General features: G+C 37.8%; 18 protein-coding genes. 8 read left to right on the plus strand and 10 right to left on the minus strand.

From position 1 onward, the window contains the following. Positions 1-94: 94 nt before the first annotated feature. The 3 genes from LIV57_RS13465 to LIV57_RS13475 are packed head-to-tail and all read left to right on the plus strand — an operon-like array spanning position 95 to position 2,128. Entirely contained in the window at positions 95-1,270 is a 1,176-nt protein-coding gene (locus LIV57_RS13465; RefSeq protein ID WP_137905903.1) for a thioredoxin family protein, read from the plus strand. Positions 1,271-1,284: 14 nt separating this feature from the next. After that, positions 1,285-1,917, plus strand: coding sequence for a DUF3575 domain-containing protein (locus tag LIV57_RS13470; protein ID WP_202838906.1), 633 nt, complete (start codon positions 1,285-1,287; stop codon positions 1,915-1,917). A 4-nt stretch (positions 1,918-1,921) separates the two neighbouring features. Then, entirely contained in the window at positions 1,922-2,128 is a 207-nt protein-coding gene (locus tag LIV57_RS13475) for a hypothetical protein (RefSeq protein WP_089690129.1), read from the plus strand. On the opposite strand, the gene LIV57_RS13480 is transcribed toward LIV57_RS13475, so the two are convergent. Further along, positions 2,129-3,325 carry an exo-beta-N-acetylmuramidase NamZ domain-containing protein gene (locus LIV57_RS13480; RefSeq protein ID WP_227942985.1) on the minus strand — a complete coding sequence of 399 codons (1,197 nt, stop codon included), beginning with the start codon at positions 3,323-3,325 and terminating at the stop codon, positions 2,129-2,131. Positions 3,326-3,329: 4 nt separating this feature from the next. Here LIV57_RS13480 and LIV57_RS13485 point away from each other — a divergent pair, with 4 nt between their 5' ends. Both LIV57_RS13485 and LIV57_RS13490 read left to right on the plus strand, forming a co-directional pair. After that, a complete protein-coding gene (locus tag LIV57_RS13485) occupies positions 3,330-4,559 on the plus strand; it encodes an ABC transporter permease (RefSeq protein ID WP_110010172.1) in 1,230 nt (409 codons plus the stop codon). 165 nt (positions 4,560-4,724) lie between these two features. Further along, positions 4,725-5,717: a PLP-dependent cysteine synthase family protein gene (locus LIV57_RS13490; protein ID WP_105701725.1), complete on the plus strand. Its 993-nt coding sequence runs from the start codon at positions 4,725-4,727 to the stop codon at positions 5,715-5,717. A 56-nt stretch (positions 5,718-5,773) separates the two neighbouring features. Here LIV57_RS13490 and LIV57_RS13495 read toward each other — a convergent pair whose 3' ends face one another. The 3 genes from LIV57_RS13495 to LIV57_RS13505 are packed head-to-tail and all read right to left on the minus strand — an operon-like array spanning position 5,774 to position 7,565. Continuing rightward, positions 5,774-6,307, minus strand: coding sequence for a hypothetical protein (locus tag LIV57_RS13495; RefSeq protein ID WP_227942986.1), 534 nt, complete (start codon positions 6,305-6,307; stop codon positions 5,774-5,776). 37 nt (positions 6,308-6,344) lie between these two features. Continuing rightward, positions 6,345-6,647 (minus strand): chaperone modulator CbpM, encoded by a 303-nt coding sequence (locus tag LIV57_RS13500; RefSeq protein ID WP_079242769.1) that lies wholly within the window; start codon positions 6,645-6,647, stop codon positions 6,345-6,347. A 3-nt stretch (positions 6,648-6,650) separates the two neighbouring features. Further along, entirely contained in the window at positions 6,651-7,565 is a 915-nt protein-coding gene (locus LIV57_RS13505; RefSeq protein WP_227942987.1) for a DnaJ C-terminal domain-containing protein, read from the minus strand. A gap of 93 nt (positions 7,566-7,658) precedes the next feature. Here LIV57_RS13505 and LIV57_RS13510 point away from each other — a divergent pair, with 93 nt between their 5' ends. Both LIV57_RS13510 and LIV57_RS13515 read left to right on the plus strand, forming a co-directional pair. After that, positions 7,659-8,858, plus strand: coding sequence for a dicarboxylate/amino acid:cation symporter (locus LIV57_RS13510; RefSeq protein ID WP_227942988.1), 1,200 nt, complete (start codon positions 7,659-7,661; stop codon positions 8,856-8,858). Positions 8,859-8,886: 28 nt separating this feature from the next. Beyond that, on the plus strand, positions 8,887-9,399 hold the full coding sequence (locus tag LIV57_RS13515; protein WP_227942989.1) for a hypothetical protein: 513 nt from the start codon (positions 8,887-8,889) through the stop codon (positions 9,397-9,399). Positions 9,400-9,432: 33 nt separating this feature from the next. Here the strand turns inward: LIV57_RS13515 and LIV57_RS13520 are convergent, their stop codons facing one another. The 3 genes from LIV57_RS13520 to LIV57_RS13530 all read right to left on the minus strand — a co-directional run bounded on the left by LIV57_RS13520 (position 9,433) and on the right by LIV57_RS13530 (position 12,679). Next, positions 9,433-9,816, minus strand: coding sequence for a DUF779 domain-containing protein (locus LIV57_RS13520; RefSeq protein WP_227942990.1), 384 nt, complete (start codon positions 9,814-9,816; stop codon positions 9,433-9,435). Positions 9,817-9,903: 87 nt separating this feature from the next. Then, entirely contained in the window at positions 9,904-10,938 is a 1,035-nt protein-coding gene (gene adhP / locus LIV57_RS13525; RefSeq protein WP_110010178.1) for an alcohol dehydrogenase AdhP, read from the minus strand. 211 nt (positions 10,939-11,149) lie between these two features. After that, complete coding sequence (locus tag LIV57_RS13530; RefSeq protein ID WP_227942991.1) at positions 11,150-12,679, minus strand: aldehyde dehydrogenase family protein; 1,530 nt, start codon at positions 12,677-12,679, stop codon at positions 11,150-11,152. A 182-nt stretch (positions 12,680-12,861) separates the two neighbouring features. Here LIV57_RS13530 and LIV57_RS13535 point away from each other — a divergent pair, with 182 nt between their 5' ends. After that, positions 12,862-13,785, plus strand: coding sequence for an AraC family transcriptional regulator (locus tag LIV57_RS13535; protein WP_227942992.1), 924 nt, complete (start codon positions 12,862-12,864; stop codon positions 13,783-13,785). A gap of 69 nt (positions 13,786-13,854) precedes the next feature. Here LIV57_RS13535 and LIV57_RS13540 read toward each other — a convergent pair whose 3' ends face one another. From LIV57_RS13540 to LIV57_RS13550, 3 genes are all read right to left on the minus strand, one after another. Next, entirely contained in the window at positions 13,855-15,315 is a 1,461-nt protein-coding gene (locus LIV57_RS13540; RefSeq protein WP_227942993.1) for a RagB/SusD family nutrient uptake outer membrane protein, read from the minus strand. 14 nt (positions 15,316-15,329) lie between these two features. Further along, positions 15,330-18,125 carry a SusC/RagA family TonB-linked outer membrane protein gene (locus tag LIV57_RS13545; RefSeq protein WP_110010182.1) on the minus strand — a complete coding sequence of 932 codons (2,796 nt, stop codon included), beginning with the start codon at positions 18,123-18,125 and terminating at the stop codon, positions 15,330-15,332. A 613-nt stretch (positions 18,126-18,738) separates the two neighbouring features. Next, positions 18,739-20,067 carry a hydroxymethylglutaryl-CoA synthase family protein gene (locus LIV57_RS13550; protein WP_227942994.1) on the minus strand — a complete coding sequence of 443 codons (1,329 nt, stop codon included), beginning with the start codon at positions 20,065-20,067 and terminating at the stop codon, positions 18,739-18,741. Positions 20,068-20,160 lie beyond the last annotated feature (93 nt).

Here is a 20,160-nt window from a genome sequence, read left to right on the forward strand (position 1 = left end):
GTCTTAAAGTTCGTTAATATCGTCATTGAGACCACCTATTCATCACGCTATATTTTGAAAATTAATTATCTTCGCCTACAAATCTTATTTGAAAATGAAGAAGATCATCTCCGGGATATCTATTTTTTGTGCCATCGCTATTTCAGCTCAGGAAGCCATCCAGTTTCAGGAACTGCCATTCAAGGACATTATTGCCAAAGCCAAGAAAGAAAAGAAACTGGTTTTTATTGATGCCTATGCATCATGGTGCGGCCCTTGTAAAATGATGGAAAAAAATGTCTTCACACAGAAATCCGTGAGTGATTATTACAATACCAACTTCATTAATGCAAGATTTGATATGGAAAAAGGAGAAGGCAGAGATATCGCTTCAAAGTTCGGAGTACGCTCCTATCCTACTTATCTTTTCCTGAATGGTGAAGGCGAACTTGTTTCCCGAAATACAGGATATATGGAAGAAAGCCTGTTTGTGGCAATGGCTCAGGATATCAATTCACCGGGAAACAAAAAAGGATCTCTTAAAGACCGCTTTGCCGGCGGGGAAAAAGACCCGGAATTCCTGATCAATATTATGAAGCTCAATGCCAACTCAGATTATGAATTTGCCAAAAAAGCTTCAGAAAGATACTTCCAGAACAAAAAGAAAACCGAAGAACTGTCAAAGGATGAAATCGGATTTCTTCTTTACTTCGTAAAATCATCGGAAGATACCAACTATCCTGTTTTTGCATCCAGAAAAGCAGAGATTATTAAATTCCTTCCTGAAGAAACTTATAATGAATTTGATGCCCAGCTCAAATTGGGAAAAATAGTAGAACAGTCTATTGATGATAAAAATAAAAAAATCAATGATGACTATTTTATGAAAGCTGCCGAACCATTGGTAGGGAAAGAAGCTGCTGTTAAAAAGCTGAATCAGACTAAGCTCAGCTATTATGAACAGAACAGTAATTTTCCTGAATACGAGAAAGCGGCTTTAGATTATTATAAAAATTCTGATGCCTTTGATCCGAATGAGCTCCTGAGAGCAGCATGGATATTTGCAGATCATGTAAAAACTCCATCTTCATTAAAGAAGGCTACAGAATGGGCAGAAAAATCTGTTATGAGAAGCGAAACTTCGGAAAATACTTATATTCTTGCCAAGCTTTATCACCTTACCGGAAATAAAGAGATGGCAAAAAACTATGCTGAAATGTCTAAAAATATGGCAGTTCAGGGCAATAAGGATTCTCAACTGGCAGATGAACTATTAAAGCAGATAAAATAAACATTATAAACCGGATGAAATATAAATTATTAGCAGCAGGCATTTTAGCTTTCCTGTCTACAACTACGTTGAGCGCTCAGGAACAGGAACAAGGAGGACAGGATAAAAGTTTATACATAAAAGGGAATGCTTTATTTGCTCCGATAGGGATTTTAAACCTTGGAATAGAAAAACAGATCAGTCCGAAATATACCCTTCAGGGAGATGTTTTCATTTCACCATGGAAATCTTTCGCAGGACACAAACTACAGTTTTACTCTGTCTCTGCAGAAGGAAGATATTATTTTACTGAAGCTTTCAAACACTGGTATGTAGGTGCAAACGTAGCTGTTGCTGCTTACAATGCCACAAAATGGAGTTATTGGAATGACAACACCTTTGAAAACTGGAATGGAGAAATCCTTAAGAACTCCAACCTGTACCAGAAAGGATTTTCTGTAATGCTGGGAGTTACAGCAGGATACCAGTTTCAATTATCCGAGCGCTGGAATCTTGATATTTACGGAACAATCGGAACATCACAAGGATTTTATAAAGGGTACGACAAATCTACAGGAAGACGTTACGATTCTGCCAAGGAATTCAATAAAAGCGGTGAAATCATCCCCTACAGAGGCGGTGTCATGATTTCTTATAAATTAAAATAATACAATGAAACCATTCGGAAGAAATCATATTATCATTTCAGTCATCACTTTTGTGATTCTTTTTTTAATGAATTATATCGGGAATGATTTACCTGACAAATTACAGAGAGCCTTAATGACGGCTTTTGCAGGAGTTGTTGGATTAACTATCGGACTATTTATATTAAATAAGGGCAGAAATGATAAAAATCCGCCCCAAAATTTTGATTAATTAATCTTCATACACCATATATCTGTTTCTGATCTTTTCGAAACTTTCCAGATCTTTTTTCCATGAATCTTTAATTTCCGGAATTGATTTTCCAGCGATGATCTGTTTTCTCAATTCATCAGTTCCGGATAAAGTGTCAAACCACAGATTTTTCAGGAAGAAATCCTGCTGTGGATTTTTATAATTCTGATAGGCTTTGATTACCCATTCAAGATTCAGTTCTCTTAAATCTTTAGGATAACTGGAAAGGTTTTCACCATAACACAGCTTCCCGTTCAGGAAAGGATCTTTAGCACCATAGCTTGGTTTAGGTGTAAACTGATAAGGCAGATCTTCCGTCCATGGAGAACCATAAATCTGGAAAGGAAGCTCTGTTCCTCTTCCTACAGAAACCTGAGTACCTTCAAAAAAGCAAAGGCTTGGATATAAATTAATCGCTTTATCATTGGGTAAATTAGGAGAAGGTTTATCAAGTATCGGGTAACGCTGTTTTTTATGATAATTCTTCATCGGAACAAGCGTATATTTGGCCTGTACTTGATTTTTAAGCCATTTCTCTCCGTTTACCATCTTTCCATACTCTCCTATTGTCAGTCCATATACTACGGGAACTTCGTGAAGTCCGACAAAACTTGCCCATTTTTTTCTCAATACAGGTCCGTCGGTATATCCGTCATGCGGATTGGGGCGATCCAAAACCATGATCTCCACGTTATTTTCAGCTCCGGCTTCCATCAGGTAAGACAAAGTGGAAATATACGTGTAAAACCTCACTCCAACATCCTGAATGTCAAAAACAACAACATCAATTCCGGAAAGCTGTTCCGGCTTTGGCTTTTTATTATTTCCATACAGAGAAACAATGGGAATTCCTGTTTTCACATCTACTCCGTTCTTCACTTTTGCCCCTGCATCTGCATCTCCTCTGAATCCGTGTTCAGGAGCGAAAATAGACTTGATTTTAATTCCGTTTTTTACCAAAAAATCAACCAGGTGGGTTTTATCACTCATTAAACCTGTCTGATTGGTTACCACCCCAATTGTTTTATTCTTTAACAGCGGAAGGTAGATTTCAGGCTGGTCGGCACCCGTTTTAAAATCCGGTTGAACTTGAGTCTGAGAATAATATTGGTTGAATACTCCTAAAAAAATTAGGCAAATCAGAAGTAAATTTTTAATTTTGAAATCTAAATTCATAAGCTTGAAATTTCCTTTATATTTCTCTAGAAAAATAGCATTTTCCAAAGATAACAAAAATAACCTTTCAAGGGTTATCATCTTCATTGGCAGGCTTTCCGTAGCTTTGGGAATTATTGTTTCCCTCATTACCGTAGCCACCGGTTTTGGTTCAAAAAAAGCTATCAAAGAAAGGCTGGCTGATTTCAGCGGACATATTACCGTAAGATCTACAAGATCCAATTCTTCATACAATACTTCTGTACTGGACAATCAGGGACTGAATATTGCCAAGATAAAAGAACTTCCCGATGTGGAAAGCACTCAAAAATATGTAACAGTTACCGGAATTATGCGCAATGAGCACAATTTCGCAGGCATTATATTTAAAGGAATCGGTAAGGATTTTGATAGTTTAAGATTCAAAAAATTCCTTATAGCAGGAACAACTCCGAAGGTAACAGAAAAAGGATTCAATAGTGATGTAGCGATTTCTCAGAAAGTCGCCAATGACCTTCATCTTAAATTGAATGACAGCATTGTAACCGTATTTTTAAAAGCTGATCAGAAACCGCTTTACCGTAAGTTCAGAGTTATCGGAATTTACAGAACGGATATCAAGCTCATTGACGAGCAATTCGTTATCGGCGGTATCAATCATGCCAGAAAAATTCAGGATATGAAGCCTGATGAAATTGGCGGAATCGATATCTTCCTGAAGAATGTGAATGATATCGACAAAGATTTTCCTGACATTGAGAAACTGATCGGGTATAAAAATTATGCTGAAAAAGCAACAGAAAAATTCCCGCAGATTACAGACTGGATCAGTATTTTTGATACCAACATTGCTTTAATCATTATCATTATGCTGATTGTAGTGGTGATCAATATCATTATGGTTCTTCTGATTCTTATTATCGAACGAACCAATTCTATTGGCCTTCTGAAAACATTAGGAGCAAGCAATTCACAGATAAGAGCTACTTTCATCAATTATACCCTGATTATTATGATTCCAGGACTTTTGTACGGAAATGCTATCGGATTGGGATTGATTTTAATCCAGAAATTCTTTGGAGTTATCAAGCTGAATCCTGAAAATTATTATGTTAGCACCGTTCCGGTAGATCTTAATCCTATTGCTATTGTCTCCATCTCAGTCGGAATTCTTATTATCTCAGGACTGGCTTTGATTATTCCTAGCTACCTGATCAGTAAGATTTCTCCGGTGAAGGCAATTAAGTACAACTAATACGATTTGATATTTGATATTTGATATTTGATATTTGATATTTGATATTTAAAAGTTATTAATTGTGTATCAGTTAATTTCGGTGTTATCCACAACTTATCCACATGTTATCCACAACGCGGATAATTTTAAAAGCCGTATCTTTGTGCCGCTTATAAAACATTTATGAAATACGCAAAAAATATCCTTGAAACGATAGGTAACACACCGCTGGTAAAGCTTAACAAAGTATTAGGTGAAGATTTTCCGGCATTGGTATTAGCAAAAGTAGAGACCTTCAATCCCGGAAACTCCGTAAAGGACAGAATGGCTCTTAAAATGATAGAAGATGCCGAAAAAGACGGCAGATTAAAACCTGGAGGAACCATTATTGAAGGAACTTCCGGAAATACAGGAATGGGACTGGCTTTGGCAGCCATCATCAAAGGGTACAAATGTATCTTTGTAACCAATTCAAAACAGTCAAAGGAAAAATGTGACATTCTTCGTGCTGTAGGGGCTGAAGTAATTGTTTGCCCTACCGACGTAAAACCTACCGATCCACGTTCTTATTATTCAGTTTCCAAAAGACTGGCAAAAGAAACGGAAAACGGATGGTATGTCAACCAATATGATAACCTGTCCAACAGAGCTGCTCATTATGAATCTACCGCTCCTGAAATCTGGGAACAGACAGAAGGAAAACTGACTCATTTTGTCGTAGGAGCCGGAACAGGAGGTACAATCACCGGATGCGGAACATTCTTCAAAGAAAAAAATCAGGATATCAAAGTAATCGGAGTGGATACTTATGGCTCTATTCTGAAAGAATTCCACGAAACAGGTGAACTGCATTATGACCATGCTTACACCTATATTACAGAAGGAATCGGGGAAGACATTATTCCTGAAAACTATGATATGTCTGTAATCGATCACTTTGAGAAAGTAACGGATAAAGACGGTGCTATCTATGCAAGAAAGCTGGCTAAAGAGGAAGGTATTTTCTGTGGATATTCTGCAGGAAGTGCTATTGCCTCTTTAATTCAGATGAAAGATCAGTTTACAAAAGATGATGTAATTGTCGTTTTACTTCATGACCATGGTTCAAGATATGTAGGAAAGATCTACAATGATGAATGGATGAAAGAAATGGGCTGGCTGGAAGAAAGCAAATAAGCTTAACTTATAAATAATAGAAAACGGAGCAAAATAATTTTGCTCCGTTTTTGTTTTTATTGATCGGTTTTAACTTTCTCTTTCAAAGTATTCTTGAGAAAGCTGTATTCTTTCTCACTTAATGCTTTTCTGGGAAACATATAGCTGTATTTGCCTTCCAGAGAAATAAATTCATGAGTGCTGTCAAAATATTCAAAATCTTTCCATTCGCTGATTTCTTTTTCGCCATCAATATTGACGGTAAAAAAGTTCTTATCCAACCTGATCTCATATACTTTACATCTTTCAAGCCCACTTAAATAATGATTCACCTGTTTTTTCCATCTTGAAACTTTATTAACGCTTACGGATAAAAAAACAGCACAAAGCAGAAATATAAAGCTTAAAAAGTATAAAATCCCTACACTTTCTTTACTCAAAAGATCTTTGAAAAGAAAAACGATGAAAACAACTACTGCTGCTGTAATGGTGGCAATCGTTTTACTTTTTGTAGTAGGTGAAAAAAGCAGACTTCCCTGATTACCGCTAAAATAAATATCTTCAAAAATCTTCCTGTCCGGTTTTAGTGTAATCACCTTTTCTTCATTCATAATTATAGAGTTTGCTTTAAAAAGCTACAAAACTAAACTAAATATCTTCATATTGATCACTTATTGCAGAAAGTTTATTCATCAGTTCTCTGTTTCTGCGGTTCAGCGCATCCAGTTTTTTCAGCATATTATGAATCACTTCCAGGCCGGGCAGATTAATTTCGAGATCATAATGCCAGTTGGCAAATTTTTCCAGGTCAGGCAGATCTTCATACATCAGATAATGAATATTGTTTTCAATCTGAATATTCAGCAGCCCGTAATCTACAAGCTCATCAAAAAAAGTAATTTCTATATTATAGATTTTTACGAGTTCTTCCCGTGATATTCTTTCACTCATAGCTTAGGAATTTTTTAGTTGTTCAAAAAGTTCTTTCTGCTTTTCGGTAAGGTTGGTTGGCAGTTTCACTTCATAGGTTACAAAAAGATCTCCGTGTTCTCCTTCTTTTTTATAGACTGGAAAACCTTTTCCTTTAAGTCTTACCGTCATTCCGGTTTGGGTTTCCGGTTTCACTTTAAGGTTTACACTTCCATGGAGCGTATGTACTTTTACTTCTCCACCCAAAACGGCAGTATACAAATCAATGGTGACTTTGGTTTTCAGATCATCGCCGATTCTTTCAAAATCCGGATCAGCCGGAATATTGAAGGTGATGTATAAATCTCCATTGGGCCCTCCGTTTACGCCCGGATTTCCGTGTCCTTTTAACTTGATCTGCTGCCCGTCATACACTCCTGCAGGAATCGTGATTCTTACTTTTTTACCATTGATTTCAAAAGTTTGCGGATGAGTGATTGCGGCGTCCCTTAAATTTAAGTTCAGTTCAGCATGAATATCCTGCCCTTTGAACTTGCCGGAAGCTCTTCCTCTGGAACTTCTGCCAAATCCACCGCCCGCACCGCCAAACATATCCTGGAAGAAATCTGAGAAATCTTCACCTCCACCAAAGTCTGCACCGGAATAACCTCCGTTATAACTTTGTTGTTGATACTGTCTTTGCTGTTGCTGCTGGGCTTTTTCGTATTCTTCGCCGTGCTTCCAGTGTTCTCCGTACTTGTCATATTTTGATCTGTTTTCCGGATTACTCAGCACTTCGTTCGCTTCATTCAGTTCCTTGAATTTCTTTTCTGCTTCTTTGTCTCCGGGGTTGAGATCGGGATGATGTTTTCTGGCCAATTTTCGGTAGGCTTTTTTGATATCATCCTGTGTTGCGTTTTTATCTACGCCTAAAATTTTATAATAATCTATATAAGCCATAGAAATGAGGTTTACTCAAATTTATGAATTTTAGGTCTGAAAATTGTATAACAGAATGTTAAAAATAAACCTATCTTTGATAAAAAGCCATACATGAAAGATGTATTGAAAAACTACTCCGGAATCATATTTTTACTTTTAGGAATCATTGTTGGAAGCATCATAGGAATTGTTGCACCCGGTTTTGTGGAATACATTAAACCTTTGGGAGATATTTTTCTGAATCTTCTTTTTGTGAGTGTGGTTCCTCTGGTATTTTTTGCGGTATCCAATTCTATTGCCTCTCTGGAGCAGCAATCTAAATTTGGAAGAATCATCCTTGTAATGGCCCTTACTTTCTTATTTTTTATTCTCACAGCAGCTGTTTTCACAATTTGCGCGGTCTATCTTTTTCCAGTTTCAGGGGTCTCTGGAAGTTCTGAGATTATTTCTGAAGCAGCCAATGAGGATACATGGGGCAACAGAATTGTAAGTTTCTTTACAGTAGGGGAATTCACAGAGCTTTTCTCAAGAAGAAATATGCTGGCTCTTCTGGTATTTGCTTTTCTGACAGGGTTTGCAGCCAGAAAGACAGGAGAAAAAGGACAGCCTTTCAGAGTGTTTATCGCTTCAGGATATGAAGTGATGAAAGAACTTCTTCTGCTGGTGATGAAGCTTGCTCCTATTGGTCTGGGCGCTTATTTTGCTTATCAGGTCGCTACTTTGGGGCCACAGCTTTTTGGATTTTATGCAAAACCATTGGGTCTTTATTATATTGCCGGAGTTATTTATTTCCTTGTGTTCTTTTCTATCTATGCATTCATGGCGAATGGACAAAAAGGAGTCAAAAGTTTCTGGACCAATGCTATCTACCCTACTTTAACCGCCATAAGCACTTGCAGCAGCTTTGCAACAATGCCTGCTAATTTACAGGCGGCTTCCAAAATAGGGATCCCGAATTCTATTGCCAATCTGGTGATTCCTATCGGGACTACACTGCATAAAAACGGGTCTTCCATGTCATCTATTATCAAGATTTATGTAGCCTTTTTAATTATTGGAAGGGATTTTTTTGATCCTGCCAATCTGCTTTTAGCTTTGGGGATTACTGTTTTTGTGAGTATTGTAGCGGGTGGAATTCCTAACGGCGGGTATATTGGTGAGATGCTGATGATTTCTGTTTATAAACTACCCCAGGAAGCGATTCCTGCAGTAATGATCATCGGGACATTGGTAGATCCGTTGGCTACCGTTCTGAACGCTGTAGGAGATATCGTGGCGGCTATGTTTGTCAACCGGTTTGTGAAAGTCTGACTGTAGTTTAACCATTTTCTTTTAACCCATGAACTCATTTTTCAAAAGCATTGGCTTATACAACAACCTCATTATTGATCTCAATATCAATAGTACAGAACTTGTACAGAGATTAATGAAAGTTACTTATAAAACCAATACCACTTTCATATCATTAGAAAAAGACACCACAATCCCTACCCGTTTTGAATATCGGGGAATGATTGATGCAAACAGTTTTACAATCAAAAGAAGAGGAAGGCTGTTTGATATGAACAGAAGTAATCCTGTGTTTCATGGAACTATTTCTGACAACAATGGGATATCATCTGTAGTGATAGAATTTTTCCCTTCAGGATTTCAGATTTTGAATTGGTTTCTCATTTTATGTTTTTGCTTTGTGATAGCATTTGTCAGTATAACAGAAGATCAACAAGGTCTTATGGCTGGAGCAGTCGCTATCATAATAGCAATTACTCAATATTTTATCTTAAAAAGAGGAATTTCGAGAGGGAAATATGAATTTGAAAGAGAGCTTATTTATATTGCTCAAAAACCTTAATTCTTAACCTATCATTTTTGATTTCGAAGCTTTTTATTCACTGCGCTTTATCGGTTCCAGGTTTTCATATTCTTCAGGAGTAAATAGCCTGTAATGAACTTTAAATGTTTTTCCTAAAGGAGTTTCCAGAGAGAATCCTCCGGGTCCGAAACCTTCTGTAACATCGAGGGTAAAATGTGAATATTTCCAGTATTCAAACAAATCGCGGTCTATCCAGAATTCATGTCCGTTGATGGTTCCGATCATGGCATCATTCATTCGGGGGAAAAATCCTCCTTTTTCAAAACATTGCGGCTGGGTACCCTCACAACATCCTCCTGCCTGGTAAAACATCAGGGGACCGTATTGATCTTCCAGCCTGTGAATTACTTCAAGCGCCTGCTCCGTAGCGGAAAGTCTTGATATTTTTGTTTCCATTGTTTTTATTTTGATTTAATGCAAACCTTATATTGACAAAAGATCCCGGTACAATAAATTAACCGGGATCATCTATACATCATCAAATTAATTTGAGCCGGCAATATCCAGAACGATTCTGCCGTCAATCTGTCCTTTTTTCATTTTATCGAATACATCATTGATATCTTCCAGTTTTGCAGGAGTAACGGTGGCTTTTACCAGTCCTTCATTGGCAAAATCCAATGCTTCCTGCAGGTCTTTTCTGGTTCCTACAATAGAACCTCTCACGGTGATCCTTTTCAAAACCGTTTCAAAAATAGGGAGTTCAAAAGAGCCGGGAGGCAGGCCATTCAGAGCAATGGTACCTTTTCTTCTCAGTACATCTATTCCCTGTTTGAAAGCGATAGGTGAAACCGCAGTAATCAATGCGCCGTGCATTCCGCCGACTTCTTTATGCAAATATTCTCCAGGATCTGTGTTTTTTGCATTGACTACAAGGTCTGCACCTAATTTTTTCGCCAGTTCAAGCTTATCATCTGCTACATCAATAGCAGCAACATGCATTCCCATAGCTTTTGCATATTGAACTGCTACATGTCCCAGTCCACCGATTCCTGAAATGGCTACCCATTCGCCGGGTTTTGTTTCTGTTTCTTTCAATCCTTTGTAAACTGTGACTCCGGCACATAAAATTGGGGCAATTTCCAAAAAGTTAACATCAGATTTCAAATGTCCCACATATCTTGAGTCTGCAATGACGTATTCTGCAAATCCGCCATCTACACTATACCCTCCGTTTTTCTGTGCTTCACAAAGGGTTTCCCATCCTGTAATGCAATAATCGCAGCATCCGCAAGCACTATACAGCCATGGAACTCCTACCGCATCTCCTTCTTTTACAAAAGCTTCCGGTCCGCAGGCTACCACGATCCCTACTCCTTCGTGTCCGGGGATAAGCGGCATCTTAGGTTTGGCAGGCCAGTCGCCATCCACAGCATGTAAATCTGTATGACAGACTCCACAGGCGATGACTTTAACAAGCACTTCATATCTTCCGGGTTCTCTTACAGGTACTTCTTCTATTTTCAAAGGTTGGCCATAGCCCTGAACTACCGCCGCTTTCATTGTTTTTGGAATCATATTTTCTTTTTTGGATTGAGTTATTTCACGTTATTAGTTTTTATCTCTGCTTCTGAACTATTAATTTCCCTGCGTGAGGGATAGGAAGGGCGGCGAGGAACGAGCCGGTGCGCAATGCAATGGAGCACCGAAACGAAGTGCAGCCCTGGATAGCCCGACCGTTTTGCCCTGGATAAAGCCAAGGCAATCGGGCACGTCCTAAATAATAATATTAAAAGAAACCTAGCTTATTCTTGTTATAAGAAATCAGCATGTTTTTGGTTTGGCGGTAATGGTCGAGCATCATTTTATGATTCTCTCTTCCTATTCCTGATTGTTTGTAACCTCCGAAAGGTGCTCCTGCCGGATAAGAGTGATACTGGTTTACCCAGACTCTACCTGCTTCAATCTGTCTTGGAATATTGTACAGCTGGTGGGCATCTCTGGTCCATACACCTGCTCCCAGTCCGTAGATCGTATCATTGGCAATTTTCACGGCTTCTTCTTCATCTTTGAAAGTGGTAAATGCCAGCACAGGCCCGAAAATTTCTTCCTGGAAAATTCTCATTCTGTTGTTTCCTTTGAAAATGGTAGGCTGAATGTAGTAGCCGTCTTCAAGATCTTCTCCCAGGTGATTGACATCCCCTCCCACCAATACTTCTGCTCCTTCATCTATTCCCAGCTGGATATAGGAAAGGATTTTATCTTTCTGGATCTGCGAAGCCTGGGCTCCCATCATTACGGTTTTATCCAGTGGATTTCCTACTTTAATGGCTTTTACCCTTTCAATCACTCTTTCGATAAAGGCATCTGCAATTCCTTCCTGAACCAGCAGCCTTGAAGGACATGTACAGATTTCTCCCTGGTTAAGGGCGAAAAGAACTGCTCCTTCAATTGCTTTGTCTAAGAATTCATCATCTGCGTCCATTACAGAATTGAAGAAAACATTGGGTGATTTCCCTCCCAGTTCCAACGTTACCGGAATAATATTTTCTGTAGCGTACTGCATTACCAATCGTCCGGTAGCGGTAGAACCTGTAAATGCTGCTTTGGCTACTTTCGGATTGGTAACGAGCGCTCTTCCAAGTTCTGCTCCGAATCCGTTGACAATATTAATAACTCCTGCCGGTAAAAGGTCACCAATAAGCTCCATTAATACCATAATGGAAACAGGAGTGCTTTCTGCAGGCTTTAAAACAACACAGTTTCCTGCTGCCAATGCCGGAGCCAGCTTCCAGACAGCCATCAGGATCGGGAAATTCCATGGGATGATCTGTGCGATTACTCCAAGAGGTTCGTGAACAATTAAGGAAACGGTGTCTTTGTCCAGCTCGTTATGAGATCCTTCTTCTGCGCGGATCACAGATGCAAAGTATCTGAAATGATCAATAGCTAAAGGTAAATCTGCTGCCAGCGTTTCTCTTACAGCCTTTCCGTTATCTATTGTTTCTACTGTAGCAAGGTATTCCAGGTTCTGTTCCATCCTGTCTGCAATTTTGTTCAGGATGATGCTTCTTTCTGTAGAAGAAGTATTCTTCCATGTCTGAAATGCTTTTTCAGCTGCATCTACAGCCAGTTCCAGGTCTTCTTTGGATGAGTGTGCTACCTGAGTAAAGTTTTTGCCATCTACCGGGGAAACCACGTCAAAATATTGTCCTTTAACAGGTGGTGTGAATTTCCCGTCAATATAGTTATCGTATCTGTTTTTAAACTCCGGACGCTGTAAAAGCGTTGTTGATCTTGGTTCTGTAATAGTGCTCATATTAGTATTGTTTTTATTTTTCGATAACGCCAAATTACACTGAGAAGCCAGAAAGAGTATAGCACAATCGTATAAAAAAAGTGGAAAATAGTGCAAGGGGTTCAATTTTAGTATTTTATTAACAGCAACATACACTCAAATTTTCTATATTTGAGTTACCTCTTTTTCAAAAAAATTTAGAAATGAATAACAATAGTAAGATTTTATTAAACACTCCTGAATTACGAAAGGAGAGCCAACTATTGAGTCTTGTTGAAAACCAGACGAAATTCAATCTAAACAATTGTGAGTTCAGCATTTATGAGACTCACCAAGCCGCTTTTGATGTAAAACTTCATTTTGAAAACATTGCATTTACGGCAATGCTGAGGGGTAAAAAACATATGAAACTGGATAATAAGACCAGCTATTTTGATTATTATCCGGGAGAAAGCATTCTGGTAGCTCCGGGAGAAACAATGGTGATTGATTTTCCTGAGGCGGATGAAACTCCTACCCAATGTATTTCTTTAAGCCTTAATCCTGATTTTATTGAGGATTCGCTCAACTATCTGAATTACCATCTTCCTAAAGCAGATGAAACTTCGCAATGGAATATTCAGCTTGATGAGTATTTTCTGTTTAATAATAAAGCGCTTGCTTCTGCCACCAACAATATTATGAGAATTGCCATGGACGATAATTCTCAAAAGGATATCATGGCTGATTTTGCATTGAAAGAACTTCTGATAAGGCTGATGCAGACTCAGGCAAGGGGAATGGTGGAAAAGAATATTGTAAAGAATAAATCCAGGATAGGTTTTGCGGTGGATTATATTAAAAGAAACCTGCACCAGAAATTGTCTATTGACAGTATCGCTAAACTGGCTTATGTAAGTAAGTCGAATTTCTTTAAAATGTTCAGAGATGAGCTGGGTACATCTCCCAATGATTTCATTTTGCAGGAAAGAATCACCAAAGCGAAGGAATTGCTGGCAAGCCGGACCAGCATCAAAGAAACTGCTTTTCAGACGGGATTTTCAGACACGAACTATTTTACAAGAGTATTTAAACAACTGGAAGGAGTGACTCCGAAAAGTTATCAGGATAAAATGGTTCTGCGGTAATTTATATCAATGTATAAAAAAGAGCCCCATTGAATGGAGCTCTTATTATTAAAAACAGTAATTACACAATTAGTAACCTTTGTTTTGTTCAATATTCGGATTCGCCTGAATAGCAGAAATAGGAATTGGCCACTGCCACTTGTAGCTTCCAGCTTCAAGAGTCTGTGCAACTGAAGGTGTACCGGTACCATCAGAAAGGTCTCCTTTTCCAGATCTCTGAACAGGAAGATTTAATCTCTTCAATGTATACCATCTGTCATTTTCAAATGCAAGCTCCAATCTTCTTTCTTTTAAAATAGCATCTAAAAGAGCCTGCCCTGTTTCTGTACCAGGAGTAAATGAATTATATCTTTCAGCTCTTAGCTTGTTTAGTAAAACAAGAGCCTGTGCACCATTGCCTGTTCTATAGTATGCTTCAGCAATATTTAATAATACTTCAGCTCCTCTTAAATATTTAATTGAAACGATGTTAGCAGGACCTCCGTTTCCTGAATATTTTGTTACATGATTATAATTTTGTTTGCTGTATACACTGGTAGTGAAATAAACTGGTTTTCTCACATCATTATCTGTATATGAGGTATACAGATCATAATCCACAACAAATTCAGATCTTAAGGCAGGAACTGATTGATTATATGCAACACCTACTGTATTTTGTTCTGATGCCGCATTTAACACCTGGAATAAAATTCCGTCCACATTCTTAGCATTATTTTCTTCTTTCCACAGAGAAGTAAAATTTTTCTTTTCAGTAATGCCTGGTGACAGTCCTAATGCCAGCTCTCCATATTCTACAGTCTTAGCATAGTCTCCTTTGTATAGGTATACTCTTGATAATAATCCATAGATAGCAGCTTTACTTAGTCTTCCTTTATCAGCATCATTTTGCGTAATATTATCAGCACCGAATAATAAATCAGCTATAATCTTATCATACACCTGATCAACAGTTAAGTTTCTGGAACCTGTATTGTTGAGAGGATCATATTTTTCAGCGTAATAAATCCCCACACTTGATTTTGCATCTGCAGATTGAGTCGGGATCTTAGAATATGCTCTTACAATATCAAAATGAGCTATTGCTCTCAATGCTCTTGCTTCAGCTTCCAGATTCGTTTTCTGCGTTCCGGATAATACACCGTTATTGATATATTTCAAAACGAAGTTAGCTCTGCTGATCACAAGGTAAGCAGCACTATATAATCCTGTCGTCTGTGAATTATCGGATGAGAATTCGAAGTTCGAAGCAGCAAAATTGGTATTTCTACCTGTAGTTGTACGAACAAGGTTATCAGTGGTAAGATCCCCCATGATAAGCTGGTTTCCTGTATCACCGGTATAATATCCAGCTCCTTTAAGCGCTGTATAGGCTCCATCCATAGCCTGTCTGAAGGTCTCAGGTCTGGTCATGGCCTGCTCCTGATCTTCATTGATTGATGAGATTTGATCTAAATTTCTGTCGCAAGACGTTAACGAAACAAACATGGTTAACGCAGCTAAACTTATTTTTATTATATTTCTTTTCATAAAGCTATTCAATATTAAAATTCTAATTGCAGTCCTACCAGGATTGTTCTTACAGCAGGATAAGTATAAAGGTTATATGCTCCAGGAACGAACAATGCTGTAGATTCACCGGATCCTACTGAAACTTCAGGTTCTCCGTGGAATTTAGTCACTGTAAATAGGTTTTGTCCCTGTACATATGCTCTAAGCTTATTGATTGGAGATCCTTCTCCAAGGAACGCTTTATCAAATGTATATCCTAATGTAAGTGATCTTAATCTTAAGTAATCTGATTTTTCAATCCACTGATCAGAATCACGCATACCGTTTGAGTCAACTTTCTGGAATACTCCTGTATCTCCAGGGTTTTGCCAAACCTGAGCAGCAGCCTGAGCCATATTTCTGCCAGCAACAGCCAATGTTGGATCAACAGCAGCAGCGTACATGTTGTTATAAGTATAACCACCTAGCTTAAATGAGAAATCTGCACTGAAATCAAGTCCTTTGTACTGAACTGTTGTTCCGAAACCACCAAAACTTTTTGGGAATGGAGATTTATCCGTAAGAGGAACTGCATTGGATGCACTGTAAACATCAGTAACATTACCTTCTTTATCATAATACAGAGCTTTTCCGTTACTTGGATCTACTCCTGCAAATCTTACATTATAGAATACGTATGGAGACTCTCCTACTTTTAAATAAGTATCTCCTAAGTTTCTTTCAGTCTGTCCGTCTGCTAACTTGTCAAGAACAGACTTCTGGAAAGAGATATTAGCATGTAGATTCCATTGGAAATCTTTCTGCTTGATCACATCTACGCTAAGTTCAACTTCAAGACCTTTCTGAGACATATCTCCTGCATTGATATACTGGTAGTATCCACCTTCCTGTTTATCCAAAGGTACAAGCTGTACGAAATCTTTTCTCTTGTTCTGATATACTTCTACGGATCCACGAACTCTTCTGTTCCACATTGTGAAATCAACTCCTAAGTTGGTAATTGCGTTAGATTCCCATTTCAGGTTGCTGTTACCAATGATATAATAGCCTTGTGAAGATGTTCCGGGATATGAAGTACCGTTAGTACCATATAAGCCGTAGCTGATATTGTTCACGTTAAAATAATCCGGTAAAGTACCGTCGTTACCTGTTGTACCGTAAGATCCTCTAAGTTTTAAATCATTAATAAAACCTCCTTTCATGAATTCTTCCTTCGCGATATTCCATGCTGCACTTGCAGACCAGAAAATACCACTTTGGTTATTGGCACCAAATCTTGATGAAGCATCTCTTCTCAATGATCCTGTTACCAAATATCTACCTTCATAATCATAGTTTAGCATCCCCGCTAAACTGAACAGGGTATTTCTTACTTTAACCCCTGTAAATGTATTTCTGTCAGAAGGTGTTGTAATTGATGGAACATTGATTACCGGAGATTTCAGTCCGTAAGCTCCACCATTCATTGTTTCGTTGTAGTTATCGTTATATTCGATAAATCCTAAGAAATCAAAGTTGTGGCCTCCATATGATTTTTTATAATTAATGGAGTTGTTCCAGGTATAGTTAAATGTATAGAATGAATTTTTGTTTAATGAACCTGTAGGAACCTTGTTCACTGTGATATCAAGGTTTGAACCTTTCTTCAGCCATTGAGTTCCCATATACCAATCGAAAAGTCCGTTAAAGTTTGTTTTAAACTTAAGACCATCGATAATTTTATATTCAGCAAATAAAGTTACCGGAATTCTTAGTCTCTGGTCGTCTAATCTGTAGTTACGGATCTGCTCAACAACGTTAGAACCAGCTCTCATGGTTTGGTTGTAGCTGCCATCTGCATTATAAACCGGCTCATATGGAGCATATTTATACATGGCTCCAAATGGGTTCTGTGTATTGTTTCTGTCTCTGAAATTCTGCGTTTCCTGATACTGAACCCCAAGGTTGATACCAACGTTTAATTTTTCACTCAGTTTATTGGTAAATCCAAAGTTACCAGTATATCTTTTAAGACCATCAATGTCCCTGATAATTCCGTTGTCAGAATCATACCCTAAAGAGTAATAGAAAGTACTCTCTCTGGAACCACCCTGGGCACTGAATAAATAAGACTGGATGCTTGAAGGCTTCAACAGATCTTTCTGCCAGTTGTGATCATAAGCAGCCAATCTATCCATTTCTTCCTGAGATCTTGGTTTAAATCCAAGGTATCCCAATTGATTCTGGAAATCCATCAGCTCTCTGGAGTTCATCATGGTGTAGTTTTTGTCTCTCAGTTTTTCACTGAAACCAAACTTGGTTTCGAATGAATAGTGAGTTTTTCCGGCTTTTCCGGCTTTAGTAGTTACTACCACTACTCCGTTTGCTCCCCTCGCACCATACTGTGCTGTAGCAGCGGCATCTTTAAGAATTGAAATAGACTCTACGTCTGCAGGGTTGATTGCACTGAACTGTCTTGCAGTCATATACATCCCGTTTACTACATAAGTAGGCTCTGAAGAACCACCAACACCGGCAATCCCTCTTACCTGGATGGTAGCAGCAGCACCTGGCTGCCCGGTAGTACTTTGTACAAATACCCCTGAAGCTCTACCCTGTAAAGAGTTACCGATAGATGTTGTAGGAGAGTTTCTTCTGATTTCATCACCACCAACAACAGCCTGAGCCTGGGTAATTTCATCTGCTTTTTTCTTCTGGTATCCAGTAACGATTACTTCATCGATCTTATTCTCCTTCAGAACAGAATCATTCTTAGATTTTTGTGCAAAAGCAGCTTGTCCTAAAAAAAACAAAGCTCCGGCACTTAATACATGCAACTTCACATTCATATTAACAGATTTTAATATATTCAAGCGACAAATATGTCGATAAATATCTATAACATCAATTCGCTGAATGCTGAAAACGCGCTTCCAGAACGGAGAGATTCACATTCATCTTAAAAAAATGATGAGGAATCATTTTGAAAATATTTAAAAATTTAACAAAAAATAAGTCAATTTGTATATTAACGGAATTTTAATAAATTTTAAAATTAAAATCAATTTTCATTAATTTAAAATAAATGATTAAAAAAATAAACAAAAACAACCTATTATAAAGCAAAAAATACATTAAAATAATTCACCAATTTGAAGAAAATGGAATAAAAAACAGGCTTTTTTCTTAAATTTTATATAAAAAACAGGCTTCTGCCAACAGAGAATTCCTGTTTCAGGATTTTTTATTCATCATAATAATTAAAAAAACCGTTCATTTACTGTTTACTGAGTTCAAATGAATTGTAGAGAATTTCGCACAGCATTTATTGTTGTTTTTTGACTGTCTCATTATTAAAATTACAAATAATCCAACTGCAAAATACTATAATAACTCTATATATAAAAAAGTAAAGCATCCCAATGTATGAGATGCTTTTATACAATTTTACTGAGAATATAGTTACTTCTGATAATGATAGTATCTTGCTCCGATTAAAACAGGATTTTCTGTTTCGATAGAGACAAGTCCAAAGCCTTTGTAATTTTTATTTACAGAATCTTTCAGCTGCTTTCTGTGAAGCTTTTCATAGGTTTCAAAATCAACAGCAGTTCTCCTGTTCAAACTTTCAAACAAATTCCATTTTTCTACTACTTTTCGCCAGTTCCCGGACAATTTTCCGGCAAACACCTTTGATTTCGATCCGCTTCCATATCCTACAAAGCCAATTTCTTTTCCTGAAAGTTCTTCATTTTCATTAAAAGATGTCTGTAAAGCAGAAAGAAATGCCATAAAAATAGAAGCGGTATACATATTCCCGATCTCAGAAGAAGCTCTCTGGGTCTTTTCTATCTTATCATTGATTAATTTCAGATAGTTTTCTGACTTGGCAATTGCTTTCTGTTCATCAGCCGTTTCATAGGAAAGACCATTCTCCAGACTGTAGATTTCTGTGAAAACTCTTTTTCCGTGGAAGGCATAAGGAAGATGGAAAATAATATACTCCCAGTTTTCATATGGTTTATCCTGCCCTGTTAGTTCTTTATAATGATAATAAGCTTCTTTTATTCTATCCTGATAGCATTGGTTAGAATATTGCCCGTCAAAAACAGGCTCATCTGTGAAAACTTCAATCTTTTCGGGATATGTTTCAGGAGCCCCATTCAAGTCTCCTTTTTTATATGATCTTCTGGGTTTGAAAAAATCAAAAACACTTTCTGAGGCAACTCCCCAATTATTTTCAATTTCAAGAAGGTCCGGTTTGGATGAAACCAAAAGGGCTACCGCACCACCACCCTGTGTATATTCTCCTGAAGAAGCCAATTCATATTTTGCATAATCACTGGCAATCACTACTGCCTTTTTATCGGGATTCACCCTCACAAAGTCCAGAGCGTTGTGTAACGCATCTACTCCTCCTACACAGGCAAAAGTCATATCAAGCACATCACAGTTTCTGAAACATCTGGTTCCCCATTCATCTTCCAGTACTTTTTCCACCATCTGTACAGCATAGGAAGCTGTAGGTTTTGCTGCATCCACAGCACTTTCTGTTCCCAGATATACTCTTGCTATTTCCTTAGGATTGATCTCATAATCTTTTATAAGCTTCAGTAATGCTTCTGCTGCAAAAGTGGCAGCGTCTTCGTGAACATCAGAAAGTCCCATTTTATGAAGACCCAGGCCTTTTTCCAATTTCGCCGGCTCTATCCCTCTTTTTTCTGCTAAATCCTTAATCTCCAAATATAAACCAGGCACATAATAACCCGCTGCTTCAATTCCAAAACTCATAATTGTCTAAATTTTAAACGAATTTATGAAAGATAATGCAAAAAACGGTGGTAAAAAATGCTAATTTTTGCAACATCATTAAAAACCAATGCG

The organism is Chryseobacterium sp. X308 (assembly GCF_020733145.1).
GTDB lineage: Bacteria > Bacteroidota > Bacteroidia > Flavobacteriales > Weeksellaceae > Chryseobacterium > Chryseobacterium cupriresistens.

Excerpts from the sequence above, each read along its gene's own strand:
- LIV57_RS13465 (WP_137905903.1), top strand. The coding sequence starts at position 95 with ATGAAGAAGATCATCTCCGGGATATCTATTTTTTGTGCCATCGCTATT.
- LIV57_RS13470 (WP_202838906.1), top strand. The coding sequence starts at position 1,285 with ATGAAATATAAATTATTAGCAGCAGGCATTTTAGCTTTCCTGTCTACA.
- LIV57_RS13475 (WP_089690129.1), top strand. The coding sequence starts at position 1,922 with ATGAAACCATTCGGAAGAAATCATATTATCATTTCAGTCATCACTTTT.
- LIV57_RS13480 (WP_227942985.1), bottom strand. The coding sequence starts at position 3,325 with ATGAATTTAGATTTCAAAATTAAAAATTTACTTCTGATTTGCCTAATT.
- LIV57_RS13490 (WP_105701725.1), top strand. The coding sequence starts at position 4,725 with ATGAAATACGCAAAAAATATCCTTGAAACGATAGGTAACACACCGCTG.
- LIV57_RS13495 (WP_227942986.1), bottom strand. The coding sequence starts at position 6,307 with ATGAATGAAGAAAAGGTGATTACACTAAAACCGGACAGGAAGATTTTT.
- LIV57_RS13500 (WP_079242769.1), bottom strand. The coding sequence starts at position 6,647 with ATGAGTGAAAGAATATCACGGGAAGAACTCGTAAAAATCTATAATATA.
- LIV57_RS13505 (WP_227942987.1), bottom strand. The coding sequence starts at position 7,565 with ATGGCTTATATAGATTATTATAAAATTTTAGGCGTAGATAAAAACGCA.
- LIV57_RS13510 (WP_227942988.1), top strand. The coding sequence starts at position 7,659 with ATGAAAGATGTATTGAAAAACTACTCCGGAATCATATTTTTACTTTTA.
- LIV57_RS13515 (WP_227942989.1), top strand. The coding sequence starts at position 8,887 with ATGAACTCATTTTTCAAAAGCATTGGCTTATACAACAACCTCATTATT.
- LIV57_RS13520 (WP_227942990.1), bottom strand. The coding sequence starts at position 9,816 with ATGGAAACAAAAATATCAAGACTTTCCGCTACGGAGCAGGCGCTTGAA.
- adhP (WP_110010178.1), bottom strand. The coding sequence starts at position 10,938 with ATGATTCCAAAAACAATGAAAGCGGCGGTAGTTCAGGGCTATGGCCAA.
- LIV57_RS13530 (WP_227942991.1), bottom strand. The coding sequence starts at position 12,679 with ATGAGCACTATTACAGAACCAAGATCAACAACGCTTTTACAGCGTCCG.
- LIV57_RS13535 (WP_227942992.1), top strand. The coding sequence starts at position 12,862 with ATGAATAACAATAGTAAGATTTTATTAAACACTCCTGAATTACGAAAG.
- LIV57_RS13540 (WP_227942993.1), bottom strand. The coding sequence starts at position 15,315 with ATGAAAAGAAATATAATAAAAATAAGTTTAGCTGCGTTAACCATGTTT.
- LIV57_RS13545 (WP_110010182.1), bottom strand. The coding sequence starts at position 18,125 with ATGAATGTGAAGTTGCATGTATTAAGTGCCGGAGCTTTGTTTTTTTTA.
- LIV57_RS13550 (WP_227942994.1), bottom strand. The coding sequence starts at position 20,067 with ATGAGTTTTGGAATTGAAGCAGCGGGTTATTATGTGCCTGGTTTATAT.